The following is a 19,371-nucleotide window of genomic DNA, read 5'->3' on the forward strand; positions in this document are numbered from 1 at the left end:
TTCGCGTATTTTGAATAACATAATGAATGATGCAACAGCCGTATGATTTGAATACGCCCCATCCTCCGCATTCCTTGCTAGTTAAAGGCGCTGTACGATGTTGTACGAACGAAACGCTATGGACTACTTTTGATAGAGAGCTCGCAGTATCAAAAGCGTTAATTATTAGGGTAGGAGAGAGGGGCAAGAATGATGGAAGGGTCAGGTCTTAGTCGGGGCAAGAAAAGGATTAAAGCGAGGATAAGAGGTCACTTGATGGTGGCAGCTATCATCGTTTCGTTACTGACATTTGGATCTTCGTCATTTGCCGGAGGAGATCAAGGGGGCGACACCCAAGAGGTCGTGACTTATAATACGAACGGCGGCTCAACGATTCCCCCTGACTTTGTGTCACCCGGAGGTAAGGTGGTTTTTCAACAAACTCCGGTGAAGGAGTGCTACAGCTTCGAGGGCTGGTTCTACGACAGTGCTCTGACGCAAGCCTACAATACGTCAGATTCAATCAATAATGACCTAACGCTATATGCGAAATGGGCGGCCTCAAGTGCAGACGCGCAGTGCGGCGCAGCTACACTGACATTGACCTCGACGATCGGTACGGTAAGCGTTGGCGGGACGGTAAATGAGACGATCATTGTCGGGAGTGACGTCAAGCTAGCCACGTTGAAGGCCGCGATCACGCCGTCAGCGAATGCATCGTTCGAGATCTACAATGCAGACGGAATAACGAAAGCGACGACGCTAGCGACGGGCATGAAGATCATCGTAACCGCGCAAACCGGTACGAATAAGGTGACGTACACGATAACGGTGAGTTCTCCGAACTTAGCGTTAAATAAATTCGCGAAGGCGGACAGTGCGTGCAACGCCTCGGAGACAGCGGCCAAAGCCGTGGACGGCAGCGTAACCAATAACGACAAATGGTGCTCATTATCCGGCAACCGTTGGCTGCAGATCGATCTCGGCGCTGTTGAGCAAGTGAACCAATTTGTCATCAAGCACGCATCGGAAGGCGGAGAGCCAACCTCCCTTAACACGAAGGCGTATAATATTCAGGTCAGCACAGATGGTACGAACTGGAAAACGGCAGTCGACGTAACCGATAATAAAAATAGTGCGACGGTAGACAATATCACTGCATTATCAGCAAGGTATATCAAGTTGAACGTTACGACGCCTACGCAAACCACAGATCCTGTAGCAAGAATCTACGAGTTTCAGGTATTCGGCCCACCCAATTTGGCATTAAATAAACCCGCGACGGTTGATAGTACATGCAATACTTCTCAAACCGCGACCAAAGCCGTGGACGGAGTAGTTGTCAATGATAGCAAATGGTGCTCCAAATCCAGTAACCGTTGGCTGCAGATCGATCTTGGCTCCGTGAAGCAAGTGAACCAATTCGTCATTAAGCACGCATCGGAAGGTGGAGAGACGGCCTCCTACAACACGAAGGCTTATAATATCCAGGTTAGCACGGATGGTCTGAAGTGGAATAAGGTCGTAAACGTAACCAATAACTTAAGCGGCATTACGGTAGACAATATAACTACTGTACCGGCTCGATACATCAAGTTGAACGTTACGGCGCCTACGCAAACCACCAACCTTGCAGCAAGAATCTATGAGTTCGAGGTTTACGGACCTCCAAATGTGGCATTAAATAAACCTGCGACGGTTGACAGTACGTGCAACGCCTCGCAAACCGCGGTCAAAGCCGTGGACGGCGTAGTTGTCGATGATAGCAAATGGTGCTCAAAATCCAGTAACCGTTGGCTGCAGATCGATCTCGGGTCCGTGGAGCAAGTAAACCAATTTGTCATCAAGCACGCATCGGAAGGTGGAGAGACCGCCTCCTACAACACGAAGGCTTACAATATCCAAGTCAGCGTCGATGGTACGAACTGGAACACGGTGGTCAACATAATCAACAATACGAGCGGCATTACCGTAGACAAAATAACTGAAGTAAAGGCTCGATATATTAAGCTGAACGTAACGACGCCTACACAGACCAGAAACCCCGCAGCAAGGATTTATGAGTTTGAGGCATACGGACCTAGTTTTACGACATAACCCTTGCGACTTATGTGATAGTAAAGATTTATTGCCTCTGAGACTTTAAGTTTCAGGGGCTTTTTGATTTTTGATTAGAGACACGACGCCCCGCCGGGATCGCACGGGTTCCGATCATGGTTTAAGAATATTTCTCCAACATTTTAATTAAATAACTTCGAAATTCTTCAACATATGTTTTGGGTTCTACGATTTTTAGGTTTGTACCGAAACTTGCTAAGAATTGAAATCCAATACTGTTTTGAGGAACATAGATGGTTGCTAAGAAATATTCAGAACTATAGTTTTCAATACTCTTCAGGCCGTACCTTTCAATGAATTGATCTTTTATGCTAGGTGAAATCATCACCTTAATAGCGACTAGTTGCGGTTGATAACTTGCTTCATGTTCTTGTTCTAATAAATAATCTCTAGGGTTAAATGTTGTTTCATCCACATTAAGATTATCGATCCTAGATAATTTAAATGTTCTATATCTCTGACGGTGTAAACAGAATCCCTTCAAATACCAACTCGTTTCGCTAAAATGAAGCTGATATGGTTCGACAATTCTATTTGTTGTAGTGCCATTTTTATCAATATAATCAAATGAAATTAACTTTCTCTTTAATATGGATTCTTGGCATGCCTTCAAGGTTTGAAGAATCTCAGACCGACCCTCCCAATCATAAAATGACAGTTGGATTGAACCTTTCAGAGACAATGGGCTAACCATGGCTTCTATTTTTTTAATAGTCGCTGCAACTTCTTCGCTAATTAGAATTTGTTTCAATCCGCCAAGCGCAGTCAATATATTCTCTAAGTCGGAGCTACTTAAAAGACGTTTATCAAACTTGTATTCATCCATAATGCCGTAGCCACCATGAACTCCATTGATAGAGTAGATCGGGATGTTGGATAAGCTCAGTGTTTCCATATCGCGAAGAATCGTTCTTTTAGACACGTTAAATAATTGTGAGAACTCGGTTGTTGAAACGATATCCTTTTTCAGCAATATCATGATTATAGATATTAATCGCTCAGCCTTCTCCATATCTTCCCTCTTTTTTGTGCTTTATTTATAAAAGGTGACATACATCTGTCACCTTTTATAAATTATACTACATCTATCAGAAGAAGGAGGTATGACTTTATGTCAGCTATTGTATATTTAAACTTTGATGGAATCGCAGAACAAGTGATTGAATTTTATTCGGAAGCTTTAAACGCACATGAAGTAAAAAAAGTAAAATTTAAGGATCTTCCACAAGATCCAAACTATCCATTGCCAGAAAGTGAATTAAATATGATCATGGAGTCTTCAATAGAATTCGCAGGTGGAAAAATAATGATGTCGGATATTTTGCTTTCAATGAAGGCGGTAACAGGTGAGTTGATGAAGGGAAATAATGTACTTATTAGTCTAGTCATTGATGATAAACAAACACTGGAAGAATATTTTAATCATTTGTCTGTTGGTGGTAAAGTTACGATGCCGTTATCCAATACTCCTTGGTCTTCGTGCTTTGGAATGCTAGTTGATAAGTTCGGAGTTTCCTGGAAATTTAATAGCGACGCTGATAAGTTCCTGGATAGAGTCATTTCCAACAAACAGTAACTCATTTAAAAAAATGGTCTTGTAATTAAAGGCCATTTTTTTAATATTTCTTTTAGAAGGGATAATGTATTTTATCTATGGATATTGAAAAATTAATTCCAGTAAAATCAAGAGAAGATTTAAGGACTTGGCTGCAGAACAATTGTAAGACTGAAAAGTCTTGCTGGATCTTGGTTAGTATGACGCCCACCCCTGATATGTTGTTATATTTGGACGCGGTCGAGGAAGCTTTGTGCTTTGGATGGATCGATGGAGTCAAAAAGAAGATTTCTGAAACGGAGCTGGCTCAGAGACTATCTCCTAGAAGCAAAAAAAGTTCATGGACTGAATTAAATAAAGAACGTGTCCGCCGCCTCGAAAAGTTGGGGTTCATGAGAGACGAAGGAAGAAAGGTTCTTCCTGATATGGATCACGATGCTTTCAGAATAGATAGAGTTATAGAGCAAAGGTTAAAAGAGGAAAAGCAAGTATATGAGAATTTCATGGCATTTCCAGATCTTTATACAAGAGTTCGGATCGACACGATACAAAGCAATAAGAATCAGCCAGAATTGTTTAAGAGCAGATTAGACAAATTCATAACAAACACGAGAGAAAATAAAATGTACGGTCAATGGAACGATAATGGACGTCTACTAGATTATTAATATCTCCTGGTTCGTGTGATCAGTCCTACGATTGCATTTCAATTTGAGTCTGTAACAATACCCATTATGAGTCATTTTCAACTTTCCCATTCTCTCCCGGAAAAAGTGAAAGACCCCTCACGGGGTCTTCTGATGTTTTAGCGCTTGTTATCTATTTGGTTGTCGCTCTTCAAAGAGAGGGTACTAGTAACTCCTACCCCATCGTCTGCTCTTTGCGATACTCTCCGGGATTGATCCCTTCCAGCCTCTTGAACACCCGGCTGAAATATTTCTCGTCATGGTAACCGACCATCTCCGACACCTGCGCAATCCGAAGATGGGGATTATGTAGTAGGAGCTTAGCTTTATCGATCCGTATCCGACTTAGATAGTCGAGCAAAGTGACTCCGTATTCTTGCTTGAACTTACGCGCAATATATTCCCGGCTTAAGAAGAAGCGCGCCGCAATATCCTGAAGTGATATCTCCTCATGGTAATGGGATTCGATGTACTTCGCAATGTCAAGAATAAAGAACTGATCTTTGGAATGTTGCTGGATGAGATGCTTGGAGACTACTCCCAAGCGGTGTTCGATCTCGACTCTAAGATCATCCCAGGCGAGCAGTCCCTTTTCTGTTAAGGGCAAACGTATGGACAACTCTGCATAGGGTTCTTCGTTCTCCTCGAGAATTCCCTCCGCCTCGTGATCACCTTCAATCCAACGTGTCTGCATCCAATCCCATTCTTTATTCCATTGAATGAGCTGCTCCGGTGTAACTGATCCAGTCTGTTTTACGCCATCTAACCACTGTTTGGTGAAGTCTTCGATCTTCTCACGGTTACCGCTGAGAGCAGTGAGGCGAAGTTGCTCTTCTATTGCAGTAAGATGGATAGGGGGGATCGATGGACTTCCCTCTTCAAGGAAAAGATGCTGTTGCTTGGAATCTAGCAAATTGCGGTTCCATAAAGCTTTAGAAGCTTCGAAATAGGCTCGCGGCAAGTCACCCGGAAATGCCCGTTTCATGGAGATGCCGAAATGAACATGACGATGCAGCGTCATGTAGATCCCCTTATTGATTTCCTCTAGCATGGAACTGAACGAACCTCGCTCATCCCAGAATAGGATGACGATTTGTCCTGGGCTGTTCAGATGGCGGAAGGAGATTCCCTTCATCTTCAATATTTCATTGCATATATTGCACAGCGTAAAGAAAATCAGTTGAACTTGACTGCTGAACTTGGCGAGCAGCTTGCGGTCGAACTGCGAAACGGAGAGCACGGCAACAGAGCAGGAAGAAAGGGATAAAGGAAACTTGAATTCTTCGCGCAGTTGATTGAGAAGTTCTCTGCGGCCATGTCCCGAAATGAAATTGGTCAACAGTTTATCCGCATAGTGCGGTTTCATTTCGTTTACTTCGATGCTCTTCTGCGTGAACCGTTGCCGACCGTCCTCCTCTTTGCGCCAGCATGCTGATGCTTTGTCCAAGGCTTCGTTTAAGGCATCGGCCTTAACGGGTTTCAAGATGTAGTCCATCCCGCCATTGCGAACCGCGTGCCGAACCAATTCAAAGTCGTCATATCCACTAATGACAATGACTTTAATGTCCGGCGTATAAGTATGTAACCATGTTAACAGCTCCGCTCCATCTTTGCGGGGCATTCGCATATCGGTAAGGACAATCTGCGGTGCTTGTTCCTGAATGAGGGCTACCGCATCTTCGCCGTCCGATGCCTCCAATATTTCGGTAATGCCGTAACTTGTCCAATCTGCAAGCAGATTAATGGCATTGCGTACATGCTTCTCATCGTCCACAATTAATACTTTCATGCTGGATCACTCCATTCCCAAGTGTATTCTATGGTGATTTTCACGCCGTGTGGTTCTACGTTCTCAATGATGAGGCTAGCCGTGTCCATGGAGTTTAGCTGCAGTCGCATAAGCACATTATACATGCCGATTGAGGCGTGTTTCTGAATACCGGTTTCCTCATTCTCCTCTTTCAGCATAGCCAACTCTTCCTGCAATTGCCGAAGCTCATGCTCCGGAATGGAAGTCCCATTATTCTCGATCTCAATAACGAGCCGTTTCGAAGAAGTAACTCGGCTGCGTATCGACAGTTGCCCTTTACCGAGCTTCGGGTTCAGTCCATGCTTGAAATAGTTCTCGATTAGCGGCTGCAACGTCATTTTTGGCAACGTCGCGGACAAGCTATTCGGATCCAGATCCCATGTGAAATCAAACTGCTCGTCGAATCGTTCCTTTTGCAAATCCAGGTAGAGCTTGAGATGGTCTATCTCCTCCTGCAGGGTTACCATCGCTTCGTCACTACGCATTTTGTAACGCATCATATCTGAGAGAGAAGTGAGAAGGCTGTAGACGCGAACTCCGTCATGCTGGAGCGCCACCGTACCGATCGATTGCAGGGTGTTATATAGGAAATGCGGATCGATTTGCGCTTGCAAAGCCCGAAGCTGATTGTTCTTGTTTGCTAATTCCAGCTTGTATTTACGCAGGATCAGATTGTTGATCGTATCCATCATTTGGCGGAATCTCCGCGACAGAAAGCCAATCTCATCCTGGCTGTTGACCTCGATATCGATATCCAAGTTCCCTGTCTGAATTTGGTTCATGTAGCTTGCGAGCTGCTTAATGGGTTTCGTAATTCGGAAGGAAATGAATAGTGTGCCTAAAATAACCGCAAGAAGCGCAAGTGCGGCAATGATAGCGTTAATCGTGATTAACTCAGTCGATTTGCGGTAGAGAACGCTATGGGGAATCTGCTTAACTAATGTCCAGTCTGCAAAGGGAACATCAAGCTTCTCATACACTTGTATCGCGTTGTCACCATCCGCGTATCCCGTATGATCATTCGTTGCTCGGATAGTGATATCGCCGCTCGCGAGCGGTTTGCCGATCTCTTCGGGGATCCCGCTGTAGATGACGATCCCGTCTTCATTCAACAGGTACAGTTGTTCATCATCAGCCTCGTAGAGCTGGTTACAGATCGCCACGATACTGTCCAGATTCACGTCGATAGCCATAATCGCTAGCTGAGTTGAGGATGGAATGCGTACAACCGGACGATAGAAAGTAAACACCTGTCTGTCCGTATAATCGTTCGGAGATGGTGGAAATCCATAGCTATGAGCCGGATGCGGCGGCTCGATGCTTGTTGTCGATGTGGCGTATTTGAGCGTGCTTTCATAAGGGGCATCACGATATCCCCGACTTGGAATGCTGTTCGTAATAAGCGTAGACTGATTCGTCTGACTGGAATGCAAGTACACCTGCTGGATGTCCGGGAGCGACCCTTGCAGATTCTGCAGCGTCGTATAGATCTCGGCAATGGCTTGGTAGTCGTCCGTGCTCTTTGATAAATTATTAAGGAAATGCGGGTCCGAGTAGACAATGATAGAGGCGCGGCTAATGTTGTTCAGATAATTGACGAGATTGGTTTTCCCTTGGAAAATAAGCCGGGTATTCTCGTTTATGGACTGCTCCTTAACGGATTCGCGGGTATGGATTAGCGTAATGACCAAGGAAAGGACTAAAGGAATAATCGTAATGATTAGCATAAATTTGATCAGTCTGTGGCGTATAGATATCAATATCGTGCTCCTACTGGTTCAAAATCGTCCGTTTTTTGTTGATACGCTTACAAGTATATTTATTATAAGCAAAAAAACAAAATGGGCAAGGGGGGAAAACAGGATGAATCGCAAAAAAACTTCACGACTTACGAACCAGATTGTGTTCGTGGGTCCAGCTATCCTATTCTTCATCCTGATTATCGCAATCCCATTCGTATTGGGATTATATTATTCCTTTACGAATTGGGACGGGGTATCGGGTAAGGCGGCGGGGGTCGGATTCGATAATTATAAGCAAATTTTTATGGAAGATAGCTCGTTTCGCGACTCGTTCTGGTTTACGGCCAGGTTTACTGTTCTTAGCGTCGTGATTACGAACGTAGCGGGCTTCTTCTTGGCGTATTTTCTAACGAAACCGCTCAAGACCCGAAACTTATTACGAACTATTTTCTTCATGCCGAACGTAATTGGTGGATTGTTGCTCGGTTTTATCTGGCAGTTTATTTTCGTCAAAGGCTTCTCCGCACTCGGCAGTGCAACGGGAATATCTTTCTTTAATCTCCCTTGGCTAGGAACGGAGAATACGGCCTTTTGGGCGATTGTCATCGTCTTCGTCTGGCAGACGGCCGGTTATCTGATGGTGATCTATATCTCGTCCCTCAATAATGTGCCCAAAGATATTCTAGAGGCTGCTGAAATTGACGGTGCTAGCCGAATGCAGGTGCTGCGCTCGATCATTATTCCGCTTATCATGCCAGCCGCCACAGTCTGTCTGTTCCTAGCTATCTCCTGGTCGTTCAAGATGTTTGATCTGAACTTGTCCCTTACCAAGGGCGGACCTTTCGGCTCTACCGAATCGGTTGCGATGAACATCTATAATGAAGCCTTCTCGAAGAACAGATATGGTCTGGGAACGGCGAAAGCGATCATTTTCTTCGTAATCGTGGCTATCGTTACGAGCCTTCAAGTGAAGTTTACGAAGAGCAAGGAGGTTGAAGCCTAGTGGACATCAAGAAACAATATCGCGTTGGAACGATCGTGACGGAAATCATCATGATCTTGCTGGGAATCCTTTTTCTGGTCCCTTTCTACTTTCTGTTCGTGAATTCGGTGAAAACCTTTGGAGATCTACTCACAAACGCAGCCTCTCTACCGAAAACCATTGAATGGGGCAACTACGCCCGCGCTTTTGATATCACTAATTTTCCCACCGCGCTTGGGAATTCCCTTCTCATTACGGTCGGTAGCAATGTGTTGTTAGTTATCATTTGCGCAATGGCCGCGTATTACATGGTGCGGAATAACAACCGATTCAACCGTTTACTGTACATTATATTCGTAGCCGCGATGGTCGTCCCATTTCAATCGATCATGATTCCACTTGTGAAGGTGACGAGTAAGTTGGGGCTTATGGACAGTATCCCAGGATTGATTATCTGTTATCTGGGATTCGGTGTACCGATGTCCGTCTTCTTGTTTCATGGATTCGTCAAGTCTATTCCGCTTGAGATTGAGGAAGCGGCAACGGTCGATGGCTCGAATGTTTATGGCGTATTCTATCGCGTGGTATTCCCACTCTTGAAACCAATGCTCGTAACGGTGTTCATCCTAAACACGCTTTGGATTTGGAACGATTATTTGTTGCCGTCGCTCATTCTGCAGTCGGATCATCTTAGCACGATTCCGATTGCCACTTTTGCTTTCTTTGGGCAATATACTAAGCAGTGGGATCTAGCTCTACCGGCCCTTGTCATGGGAGTTCTACCGATCATTATCTTCTTCTTATTTATGCAAAGATACATTATTGAAGGCATTACTGCAGGCGCTGTAAAGGGTTGAGATGAGATCACATTCGTCTACCTGTTTGATCAATATCCTGCCTATAATAACGGATTTAGACTCACTACAATAGACATGTAAACGATTTCAGATAATTACACAAAAACAGATCAATAGGGAGGCTCTACTATGAAAAGGTACACCAAGTTTACACTAGTGATGATGCTCGCGTTCTCAATTATTTTAGCCGCTTGCGGATCGAAAGAAGCTGAGAACAACAAAGGTAACACTGCAGAGACTGGCAGTACAGGGGAAACGAAGACGATCAAGATCTTCCAATTTAAAGTCGAGATTGCTGAAGCGCTGAATAGACTTAAAGCAGAGTACGAGAGCACGCATCCAGGCATCAAGCTAGATATTAAGACAGTAGGCGGCGGCACGGATTACGGCGCGGCGCTAAAAGCGAAATTCGCTTCCGGCGAAGAACCGGATATCTTCAATAACGGCGGTTACAGAGATCTGGAGACATGGTTTGATAGACTCGAAGATTTGTCCGATCAGCCATGGGTCGCTGATGCCGTTGACGTAGCGAAAGAGCCAATGACGAAAGACGGTAAAATATACGGTCAACCAATGAACCTCGAAGGTTATGGATTTGTGTATAACAAAGATCTATTCACTAAAGCTGGGATTACGGAAACTCCAAAAACACTGTCCCAACTGGAAGAAGCAGCGAAGAAGTTGGAAGCAATCGGCGTAACCCCATTTGCGAATGGATATCAAGAACTGTGGATCCTTGGAAACCACACCGTAAACGTTGCGTTCGCGCACCAGAATGACCCGGACGCCTTCGTTAAAGGGCTGAATGAGGGCACGGAGAAAATTCCAGGCAACGCAAGCTTCTTAGAGTGGACTAAGCTGGTCGACTTGACGTTGAAATATGGGAACAAGAATCCGCTGACGACTGACTATAATACCGAAATGACGATGTTCGCTAACGGTGAAGCTGCGATGACGCAACAAGGGAACTGGACACAAGTCCAAATCGATGGCATTAACCCAGATTTGAATATTGGCCTCTTGCCAATGCCAATTAATGAAGATGCAGAAGCTAATGATAAATTGTACGTTGGCGTTCCGAATAACTGGGTAGTGAATAAGAATTCTACGGTAAAAGCAGAAGCGAAAGAATTCTTGAACTGGCTTGTCTCTTCGGATGCCGGCAAGAAGTATATTGCGAAGGAATTTAAATTCATTCCTGCCTTTAAGAACATCGAAGCGACGAGTGAGGACTTAGGTGATCTAGGTGCTGAAGTTGTGAAATACAGCCAAACGGGTAAAGCGCTAAGTTGGAACTTCAACAAGTTCCCTGATGGTGGTATGAATGAATTCGGAAGCCAAATCCAAGCCTATGTTGCGGGCAAATCCGATCCGAACGAGTTGCTTGAACAATTACAAAAAGCATGGGATAGCTTAAAAACGAAGTAAAGAGTCATACTCAACATAGAAAACATGAAAGAGGTTGTCTCTGAGGGACTCGGTAGACGCCTTTTTCATAATGATACGGAGGTAACAGAAATGGAAGGAAGCGTAGCGATACGCCCGGATAAATTCGGGCTATCAGATGAACAAGCATTACGTAAACACATAGGGTTCTTTAAGACGGTAGAGAATAGTGGAGTTGGCAATACTTACATTTGCCATGGAGACAAGGGGAATGCAGCAATTGTATTTCTAACGGACGATGTGTTCCGGATTAAAATATACCAGGGAGCTGACGTGGATCTCTCCACGACAGTTGGAGTATTACCTCAAGTAAGCGAGGTAGAAGTTAAGACTTTGGAGAACGAGAGTCAATTCATCTTCGCTACGACAACGATTCGGCTGATTGTAGACAAGAGCAACTGCAGCTTCTCGATCGAGGATCATGAAGGCCATTTGATCGCGCGGCAGAATCCGGTAGGCTGGAATGCGCGCGGAGAGCATAGTGCTGATTATGATATGCCAGCGGAATCCCACTTCTACGGCTTTGGCGAGAAGACCGGTTTTTTGGACAAGCGCGGAGAGCACTATACGAACTGGAATACGGATGTCTATGCTCCGCATGTACCTGAGATTGAAGCTATCTATCAATCGATTCCACTATTAATTCATATGTTTGAAGAGCGGAGCTACGGATTATTCCTCGATAACCCTGGTCGGTCGGATTTCGATATGCGTTCAGCGGAAACGACCTTCTCGATTTCCTGTGCTACAGGAGCATATGATATTTACTTTATTAATGGTCCTGGGTTAAAGGATGTTGTCTCTAGGTATACGGCGTTGACCGGACGGATTGACCTTCCTCCGAAATGGGCAATCGGGTATCACCAATCTCGTTATAGCTATATGAATCAGCAAGAGGTTCTTGAGCTAGCCCGGACATTCCGTACGAAACAAATCCCATGCGATGTCATCTATTTGGATATTCATTATATGGACGAGTATCGCGTATTTACCTTCGATCCGGTTCGGTTCCCTGATCCTGAGGGGATGATGGAGGAGTTAAAGTCACTTGGCATTCGAATTATCCCTATTGTCGATCCGGGTGTGAAGAAGGACCCGAAATATACAGTTTATCAAGAGGGTGTTCGGGAGAATCACTTCATTAAGAAATTGGAAGGAGATATCTTCCTTGGAGAAGTATGGCCGGGCATAAGTGCTTTCCCGGATTTCACGGAGGATCGCACATCGGAATGGTGGGGGGAGCAGCATCGTTATTATACAGATCTTGGTATTCAAGGTATATGGAACGATATGAACGAGCCGGCTTTGTTCAACGAGAGCAAGACGATGGATCTCGACGCGATGCACGGGAATAATGGCAAGCCACAGACCCATGAAGAGCTACACAACCTGTATGGAATGTTGATGTCAAAGGCAACTTATGAAGGACTTAGCCGTCAATTGGACGGGCAACGGCCATTTGTTCTTACGCGTGCCGGCTATGCTGGGATTCAGCGTTATGCTGCAGTGTGGACAGGCGATAACCGCAGCTTCTGGGAGCATATGGCACTCGCGATGCCGATGGTTCTCAATATGGGATTGTCCGGTATTCCGTTCGCCGGTCCGGATATCGGCGGTTTCGGACACAATGCCACGGGAGAATTGTTAGCTCGTTGGACGCAGATGGGCGCATTCTTCCCCTATTGCCGAAACCATTCCGCTATCGGAACCATTCGTCAGGAGCCATGGTCGTTCGGCGAAAAGACCGAGGAAATCGTACGCAACTACATCGGGCTACGCTATCGCTTTATGCCACACTTATATCAATTGTTTCACGGTGCGGCGACTGATGGCTTACCGATTGTTCGTCCTCTGCTGCTGGAATACCCGTCTGATCCGAACGTGACTAACATGTGCGATCAGTTTCTGCTCGGGGAAAATATCTTGATCGCGCCTGTCTATCGTCCGGATACTGATCACCGCTCCGTCTATTTACCTGCCGGAACATGGATAGACTACTGGACTGGTGAGGCACTTGTTGGAGGTCGACCTATTCTAGCGCATGCACCGCTGGAAATTATGCCGATGTACATTCGGGCAGGGGCCATCATTGCCGAGGGGCCGCTTAAACAAAGCGCAGATGACGCATCGGATGAGTCGATAACGTTCAACATTTATGGAGCTTCTGCATCAACAGGTTTCGAATCCGCTTATACATTATATGAAGATGATGGCGTCAGTTTCGATTATCGTCAGGGGGGGTACTCCGAGCTATCTTTGAATGTGGTTGGAGGTGCGGGAACTGTCGAGATTCAATGGAGATATAATGAAGCTAGAGGATTTAAGCCTGAGCGCAAGCTGCTTCAGTTCTCATTCCGTCGCCCTGACTTTACAGTCGGTCGTGTAGAGGGGTTACAACGCCTTACGGCAGAACAGCTAGTTGCCGGAGCGGAAGGGTGGACGCATAACCCGTCTACTGACGAGCTTCTGATTCAAGTGTCCGATCAAGCTGTGGGTGATAAGCTTGTAGTCTCGATCGCGTAACTAGACTAATCGTTTTGTTGTAACACTGCAATCCGTATCTTATGCACCAAATCAGCCCCCCATTAAGGCACTCAGATGAGTGCCTTTTAAATTTCGCCCTATTTATTGGTACGGAGAACCGTATCACAAGTAGGGCGAAATCTGAGTGTGATTATTGTGTGATCAACTTATAAGGTGAGCCGTACCGTTGCTTAGATGAAACAAATTAGTGATATTGTATAAAGCTAAAGCCGCCTCTCTATTAGGAGAAGCGGCTTAGCCGAATCATCAGTCTTCCAAGAGTCTAGAAGATTGATGTCCCTTTTGTCGCTCCGGCAGCAGAAGTCCAATCAGCAATCCCACACAAGCTGGAATAAGCCAGCCCAATCCGAAACTATACAAAGGTAAGTACTGAGTAAACCAGTCATGGAGTAGCTCAATATTTAGCGGCGTATCTTTAAGACCGTCGACCAGACTGACGAGAAAAGTCAGCAATAAGCTAACACCGTATACGGTGCGCTTACCTTTGAACAAATCATGAAAGAATGTGAGTAAGATGAGCACGATAGCTAGCGGGTACAGTATCGTCAGAACAGGCACGGAAAAGTGGATTAATTGCTCTAGACCGATATTGGCAAGTAGGGCGCTGATAACACTCAAGACGACGCAGAAACTTCTATACGAGATGCCTGGAATGATCTTTTGAAAATAGCTGCTACAAGCGGTGGTCAGACCGATGCTTGTCGTCAGGCAGGCAAGCAGCACAATGATTCCGAGTACAAATCCTCCGAACGTGCCGAAGTATTGGCTAGTCACTAGGTTCAACACCTCGCCACCATTGGCCAGAATACCGAAGGTGGATACGCTACTTGCTCCGATATAAGTCAGGGATGTGTAAATAACGGCGAGCATTGCCGCTGCAATCAAGGACGCTTGGAAGCAGACTTTCAGAATGCTTTTACGTTCGTAGACCCCTTTCGCTTGAATAGCGTTTATGACGATAATGCCGAATACCAATGCCGCGAGCGCATCCATCGTCAAATACCCCTCTTGAAATCCTTTAAAGAAGGCTTGGGAGGCATAACCGGATTCTGGTTTTTGAGGCTCGCCCAGAGGTGCCACAAAGGAAGTTATGGCCAACAATGAGATGCAGGCGATCAAAATAGGAGTTAGTATCTTTCCTATGATATTAACCGTTTTTGCGGGGTTAATGGAAAGGAGCAAGGTCACTCCAAAAAATAATACAGTGAAGACCGCCATTGCTAGCGGACCATGCTCCGCTTCGATATATGGCTTAACAGCGATTTCGTACGAAACGCTACCGGTTCTCGGCATGGCAAACAACGGTCCGATCGTTAAGTAAAGCAAAGTTGTGAAGCCGAAGGCAAACCAAGGATGCACGCGATTAATCAATGCGAGCAAATTTTTCGAGCCGGAAAATCCGAGCGCCAACGTTCCAAGCAAGGGCAGGCCGACGCCCGTGATCAGGAAGCCTAAATTGGCTTGCCAATACTGATCACCTGCGTTCTGACCCATCATCGCGGGGAATACGAGATTTCCTGCTCCGAAGAACAAGGCAAAAAGCATGAATCCGATTGTCAAAGTGTTACTAAAAGGAATGCGTTGCATAAGATGTCTCTCCTGTATCTAAAATTCATTTTATTATTTACAAATAAAAAAGATAATGCGAATAAGATCTCTTCATGGAAGTAGCTTAATGTTGATATTTGATTAGTATTAATCTAATAATTCGACAATATTCGACAACTCTATTATAGGGTAAAAGGAGGAAGAATCCAATGACAGAGACTGGTATCTGTTAGGGTCCCCCGAAGGGAGGAATGCCTCTATGGAGTTTTGCAGAGATGCAAATGCTAGAAAGTTTCGCCGTTGGAATGTTACGGGGAACCTTATCACAAGTAATGGTGAAATTCAGACGATGCACGTAAAAACCGCCCCAGATGGCGGTTAAAGTTTGCACGTTAAGAATGGCGCTGATTGGGAGAGTGGTTTTACGCACAGGGCCCCTGGAATCGACGTTGGAGCAGCGAAGAGGGCTTGGAAGAGGGCTTGTGCTCATCCTGCATTCGCACAAGCAGGCAGCCCGCCCCTGGCGTACAATGAACTAAAACCAGTGAGGCGAGGTGAACTTCAATGGCACAATCCAAAGAGGTGTTCGCACGGGCCAAGCAGCTGCAAGGTCGACCGGTATGCATTACTCTGCACAGCGGAAAGACCTACGTCGGCTACATTACCGATGTCAACAGTAGCGTCTTGACGCTGGCTAGCGCCGGAGCTCAGCCGAGCACCTCATCCGGGAAGCAAAACTCCCGGCGGTCTATGCAGGACAGAGCCGGCTCCCGTGCCTCGGGCAGCCGATCCGGCAGTCGTCGAAGCGGCTCGCGCAAGCCATCCATCCGTTCCCGATCGCGCAAGTCTTCGGTCCGTCCCCGCTCCCATAAGCCGGACGCCCAGGTATCGGCCTTGCTACCGATGATAGGTTCGCTGTTCGGGGGATTAGGTGGGCTTGGCGGGCTTGGCGGCGCTGCAACAGGATCGCTCGGAGGTGCGTTGGGCGGCGGCATACGGCTGTTCGGCATGATTCAACGGTTTCTCCCGGTCATGAAGATGGGGTACGGCATGATCAAGTCAATCCGCCCGTTTGTCGGCGCCGTTCAAGGCTTAATGACGCCAGCTGCCACGACAGGCGAATCACCGTAACCGCAAGAGGAACAGCCCTTTTGGAAGGTTGAACTGTGACCTTATTTGTAGACAGTTCTGAAAAAGAGCCTTTCGTTAGGCAGTCAACAGATGACTTCTGAATTCATCAGGAGTCATCTGTTTTAATGTCCACTGGTAACGCTCCGTATTGTAATATTCCATATAGTCATTTACTCGAACTCGTAATTCCTGAATGGTCGTACACGATTTATACTCTAGCTCATCCTTCATATGACCGAAGAATGTCTCCATCGAGGCATTATCCCAGCAATTCCCTTTGCGGGACATGGACTGCTTAATGCCAGCCTTATTGACGAGAAGATGAAACTTTGGGTGAGTATAATGCATCCCTTGGTCAGAGTGTAAAATGGCCTCAGGATGAATATTGCTATCCAGTCGATCCAGCAACCTTTCCATAGTCCGTTCCACTAGCGATAGGGCCAAAGAGGAGGAGAGATAATGAGCCAAAACTTGTCTCGTCGATCCATCCTTCACCACGGACAGATAGGCACATTGTCCATGCCCATAGTGCATATAGGTTATATCCGTCAGCAGTACCTTCTCAGGCTCTCCTTGGTCAAACTCACGCTTTAGTAGATTTGGACATGTTTGGTGCTCTTTTGTAGCTTTCGCCATCTTACGATAGGGATTGGCTTGCCGAATCGTAGCAATAAGGTTATATTTTCGCATTAATCTTCGAATCTTCTTGTGGTTCATGACAACGCTGCTCTTCCGTTCAAGTCTCATCTTCACTACTAAGGCTCCAGCTTTACCATTCAAATCGTCAAAGTGCTTTTGGATAAGGAAAGCGTCACGCTCATCTGCTTCCTCTCGTAACTGTCTGGATTCCTCAGCCGCAAGCCAGCGGTAATAACCGCTTAAACTCACATGGGCCAACTTGCATAGGTAGCGCGTCATACGCTGTAGGCCGTGCTTGCGGATGGTGTGGTTAATGATCTGGAAGCGCTCGGAGGGTGTCAACGTTTCCTCAGCATTTTCTGCTTTTCGAGCGCCTCGAGCTTTTTTAAAAAGTCATTCTCCATCTCAAGTAGCTTGATTCGTGCTTCCGCACGTTTTAGTTTTTCTTCGGTGGAGAGTTCTCCTGCAGGTCTTCTGCCCGTAGATCCTTTTCCCCGATGATTCTCAAGCAGTCCATCTTCTCCATGAGCCTGGTAAGAATTACGCCAACGGTTTAGGCAATGCTTGGGTTTCTTACGACCGATAATATCCATATTAAATCCGGCTTTGAGGAAAATCTCCATCGGGGTTTGTCCCTCTTTATAGGCCTTAACTGCTGCAAGTTTAAACGTAGGTGAATACGTAATACTCTTCTCCGTCACGTTCTCGACATTTGGATTCCCCTCTAGCTGTTTAATCTCATTTTCGTTGAACATCTTTAAATCACCTCTCGTTTTATTGATGAGTTCTTCCACGGTTTTGTTTCAATAGTTCGATTAAAACACAAATGACCCGTAAGAGGGTCACTTTTTTCAAAGTTTCCATCTTACGGGTCACAGTTCAGGTCCAAGGGGGCTATTCGTTATTCGTCAGAGCCGCTTTCGTATAACTCCCTTTCTTTCTTGCGATTTCCCCACTTCGGCAACCACGATTTACGAATTGTTATATTGATAATCGAAATTGATGTACACTATTGCATTTTGCTACAAAAATTTAAAGTAGTCTTCTCCAGTTGAGTAGTGAGCGTTGTCATCAATTTTGTTCTAGTTTGAAATGCGCTAAGCATACAGGTGATAAATAGAGCTTCTCACCGAATAATTTAAACTCAGTAATATCGGTTACCCACTTCTCATCAGGTACTTCGGCTGTAAAGTTTCTATCTAAAATGTTTGATGCAATCTTACCAACCGTACCTTTATACGATTTATATTTTTTCATGCGTACTAAGCACTTTAAACCTAACTCTTTCATAATGCGCTGAATCTTCTTATGATTCACTATTTGCTCACGATTCGCTAGCTCATCACGAATGCGACGATAGCCATAAAGACCTTCATGTTCATCGTAGATCGCTTTAATCGCCACTTTTAAATCAGGATCTGGATCTAGACGATTCATCTTCTTTATTAAATTGTAATACGTGCTACGTGGGATTTGTGCGAATGCCACAAGCGCCTTTACCGGGTACTTATGCCTTAATTCATAGATGATCTTTACTTTGTCTTCCTTGGTGATTTTTCTTTGTTTTAAACTAAGGCATTCAACTTTTTTAAGTACTCATTTTCCATACGTAAACGTTCGATTTCTGCTTGGAGTGCTTCTGTGGAGCCTTCAGCTAGTACTTGTTTTGTTTGTTTATTCAATTTTTTGCTCATGGATGGACGCCCCTTTTTCTTTGAAATGAGCGCATCTAACCCAACAGCATTCAGCTGTATCCTCCATGTTCGAATCAATGCCGGAGAGGAAATGTTATAGATTACCGCCGCTTCGTTAGGAGATATCCCAATTTCGTTCATATAGTTAAGTTCGTCCTTTTTTAACTGCATAGTGTAGGATGTATAGGATTTTTCAAAGACGGTTAATCCGTGATATTCAGCTTGTTTAATCCACATCCGTACAACTTCGTGGTTCGCCCCTATTGAACTAGCAATTTCCTTTACACTTTCCAACTGACTCTGATATCTAATAACTGCATCAACTTTTTGTTCGTTTGTAAATTTGGCCATAAAAAACTGCACCTCCAATTGTTGATAGTGTCTAACAATTGGGGTGCAGTTCATTATGTGTTACCGCCATGATTACCTGTTTTTTTGTTTTCTACGCTTTTCCTACATTTTATTAAGGAGATTGAATGGATTTTATTTTTATATAACTAGTGGAATATTTCAGATAATACATGATACCAGTTCAAATAACACAGACTGATTTCTTACATCGATTATATAATTTTGGAATATAAATCCGGTAACGTGCTAGTCAACATATAAAGTTAAAGCAACGTTGTAAGGCTAGCCG

The 19,371-nt window shown here is 45.1% G+C and carries 15 protein-coding genes and 1 pseudogene; 9 read left to right on the forward strand and 7 right to left on the reverse strand.

What is annotated here, in order from left to right; all coding sequences use genetic code 11:
• Positions 1 to 189 precede the first annotated feature (189 nt).
• Positions 190 to 2,076 carry a discoidin domain-containing protein gene (locus tag NST85_RS06095; RefSeq protein WP_341188834.1) on the forward strand — a complete coding sequence of 629 codons (1,887 nt, stop codon included), beginning with the start codon at positions 190 to 192 and terminating at the stop codon, positions 2,074 to 2,076.
• A gap of 121 nt (positions 2,077 to 2,197) precedes the next feature.
• On the opposite strand, the gene NST85_RS06100 is transcribed toward NST85_RS06095, so the two are convergent.
• Positions 2,198 to 3,109 carry a helix-turn-helix transcriptional regulator gene (locus tag NST85_RS06100; RefSeq protein ID WP_341188835.1) on the reverse strand — a complete coding sequence of 304 codons (912 nt, stop codon included), beginning with the start codon at positions 3,107 to 3,109 and terminating at the stop codon, positions 2,198 to 2,200.
• Positions 3,110 to 3,208: 99 nt separating this feature from the next.
• On the opposite strand from NST85_RS06100, the gene NST85_RS06105 reads away from it, so the two are divergent.
• The gene (locus NST85_RS06105; RefSeq protein WP_341188836.1) at positions 3,209 to 3,673 is read left to right on the forward strand and encodes a VOC family protein; all 465 of its coding nucleotides are present in this window, start codon (positions 3,209 to 3,211) and stop codon (positions 3,671 to 3,673) included.
• A 77-nt stretch (positions 3,674 to 3,750) separates the two neighbouring features.
• On the forward strand, positions 3,751 to 4,320 hold the full coding sequence (locus NST85_RS06110) for a YdeI/OmpD-associated family protein (protein WP_341188837.1): 570 nt from the start codon (positions 3,751 to 3,753) through the stop codon (positions 4,318 to 4,320).
• A 193-nt stretch (positions 4,321 to 4,513) separates the two neighbouring features.
• Here the strand turns inward: NST85_RS06110 and NST85_RS06115 are convergent, their stop codons facing one another.
• Together NST85_RS06115 and NST85_RS06120 are read right to left on the reverse strand one after the other, a co-directional pair.
• A complete protein-coding gene (locus tag NST85_RS06115; RefSeq protein ID WP_341188838.1) occupies positions 4,514 to 6,127 on the reverse strand; it encodes a response regulator transcription factor in 1,614 nt (537 codons plus the stop codon).
• Positions 6,124 to 7,875, reverse strand: coding sequence for a cache domain-containing sensor histidine kinase (locus NST85_RS06120; RefSeq protein WP_341188839.1), 1,752 nt, complete (start codon positions 7,873 to 7,875; stop codon positions 6,124 to 6,126). The genes NST85_RS06115 and NST85_RS06120 overlap by 4 nt, the downstream gene beginning before the upstream one ends.
• A gap of 136 nt (positions 7,876 to 8,011) precedes the next feature.
• On the opposite strand from NST85_RS06120, the gene NST85_RS06125 reads away from it, so the two are divergent.
• The 4 genes from NST85_RS06125 (at position 8,012) to NST85_RS06140 (ending at position 13,698) form a co-directional block, all read left to right on the forward strand.
• Entirely contained in the window at positions 8,012 to 8,893 is an 882-nt protein-coding gene (locus tag NST85_RS06125) for a carbohydrate ABC transporter permease (RefSeq protein WP_341188840.1), read from the forward strand.
• Positions 8,894 to 8,943: 50 nt separating this feature from the next.
• Positions 8,944 to 9,729, forward strand: a complete 786-nt coding sequence (locus NST85_RS06130; RefSeq protein WP_445671172.1) for a carbohydrate ABC transporter permease — start codon at positions 8,944 to 8,946, stop codon at positions 9,727 to 9,729.
• 129 nt (positions 9,730 to 9,858) lie between these two features.
• Positions 9,859 to 11,157 (forward strand): ABC transporter substrate-binding protein, encoded by a 1,299-nt coding sequence (locus NST85_RS06135; protein ID WP_341188842.1) that lies wholly within the window; start codon positions 9,859 to 9,861, stop codon positions 11,155 to 11,157.
• A 90-nt stretch (positions 11,158 to 11,247) separates the two neighbouring features.
• Positions 11,248 to 13,698 carry a glycoside hydrolase family 31 protein gene (locus tag NST85_RS06140; protein ID WP_341188843.1) on the forward strand — a complete coding sequence of 817 codons (2,451 nt, stop codon included), beginning with the start codon at positions 11,248 to 11,250 and terminating at the stop codon, positions 13,696 to 13,698.
• Between the two features lie 267 nt (positions 13,699 to 13,965).
• On the opposite strand, the gene brnQ is transcribed toward NST85_RS06140, so the two are convergent.
• The gene (gene brnQ, locus NST85_RS06145) at positions 13,966 to 15,306 is read right to left on the reverse strand and encodes a branched-chain amino acid transport system II carrier protein (RefSeq protein WP_341188844.1); all 1,341 of its coding nucleotides are present in this window, start codon (positions 15,304 to 15,306) and stop codon (positions 13,966 to 13,968) included.
• A gap of 220 nt (positions 15,307 to 15,526) precedes the next feature.
• On the opposite strand from brnQ, the gene NST85_RS06150 reads away from it, so the two are divergent.
• Both NST85_RS06150 and NST85_RS06155 read left to right on the forward strand, forming a co-directional pair.
• The gene (locus NST85_RS06150; protein WP_307394808.1) at positions 15,527 to 15,649 is read left to right on the forward strand and encodes a hypothetical protein; all 123 of its coding nucleotides are present in this window, start codon (positions 15,527 to 15,529) and stop codon (positions 15,647 to 15,649) included.
• Positions 15,650 to 15,831: 182 nt separating this feature from the next.
• Complete coding sequence (locus NST85_RS06155) at positions 15,832 to 16,398, forward strand: hypothetical protein (protein ID WP_127195216.1); 567 nt, start codon at positions 15,832 to 15,834, stop codon at positions 16,396 to 16,398.
• A gap of 75 nt (positions 16,399 to 16,473) precedes the next feature.
• Here the strand turns inward: NST85_RS06155 and NST85_RS06160 are convergent, their stop codons facing one another.
• The 3 genes and pseudogenes from NST85_RS06160 to NST85_RS06170 all read right to left on the reverse strand — a co-directional run.
• Positions 16,474 to 17,379 (reverse strand): IS3 family transposase, encoded by a 906-nt coding sequence (locus NST85_RS06160; protein WP_246054466.1) that lies wholly within the window; start codon positions 17,377 to 17,379, stop codon positions 16,474 to 16,476.
• Positions 17,376 to 17,792, reverse strand: coding sequence for an HTH domain-containing protein (locus NST85_RS06165; RefSeq protein WP_246054465.1), 417 nt, complete (start codon positions 17,790 to 17,792; stop codon positions 17,376 to 17,378). The genes NST85_RS06160 and NST85_RS06165 overlap by 4 nt, the downstream gene beginning before the upstream one ends.
• Positions 17,793 to 18,141: 349 nt before the next feature.
• A pseudogene (locus tag NST85_RS06170) lies at positions 18,142 to 19,082 on the reverse strand (IS3 family transposase); the annotation flags it as partial.
• Between the last annotated feature and the right edge of the window lie 289 nt (positions 19,083 to 19,371).

It is taken from the genome of Paenibacillus sp. FSL K6-2524 (genome assembly GCF_038005525.1).
GTDB classification, from domain to species: domain Bacteria; phylum Bacillota; class Bacilli; order Paenibacillales; family Paenibacillaceae; genus Fontibacillus; species Fontibacillus anaericanus.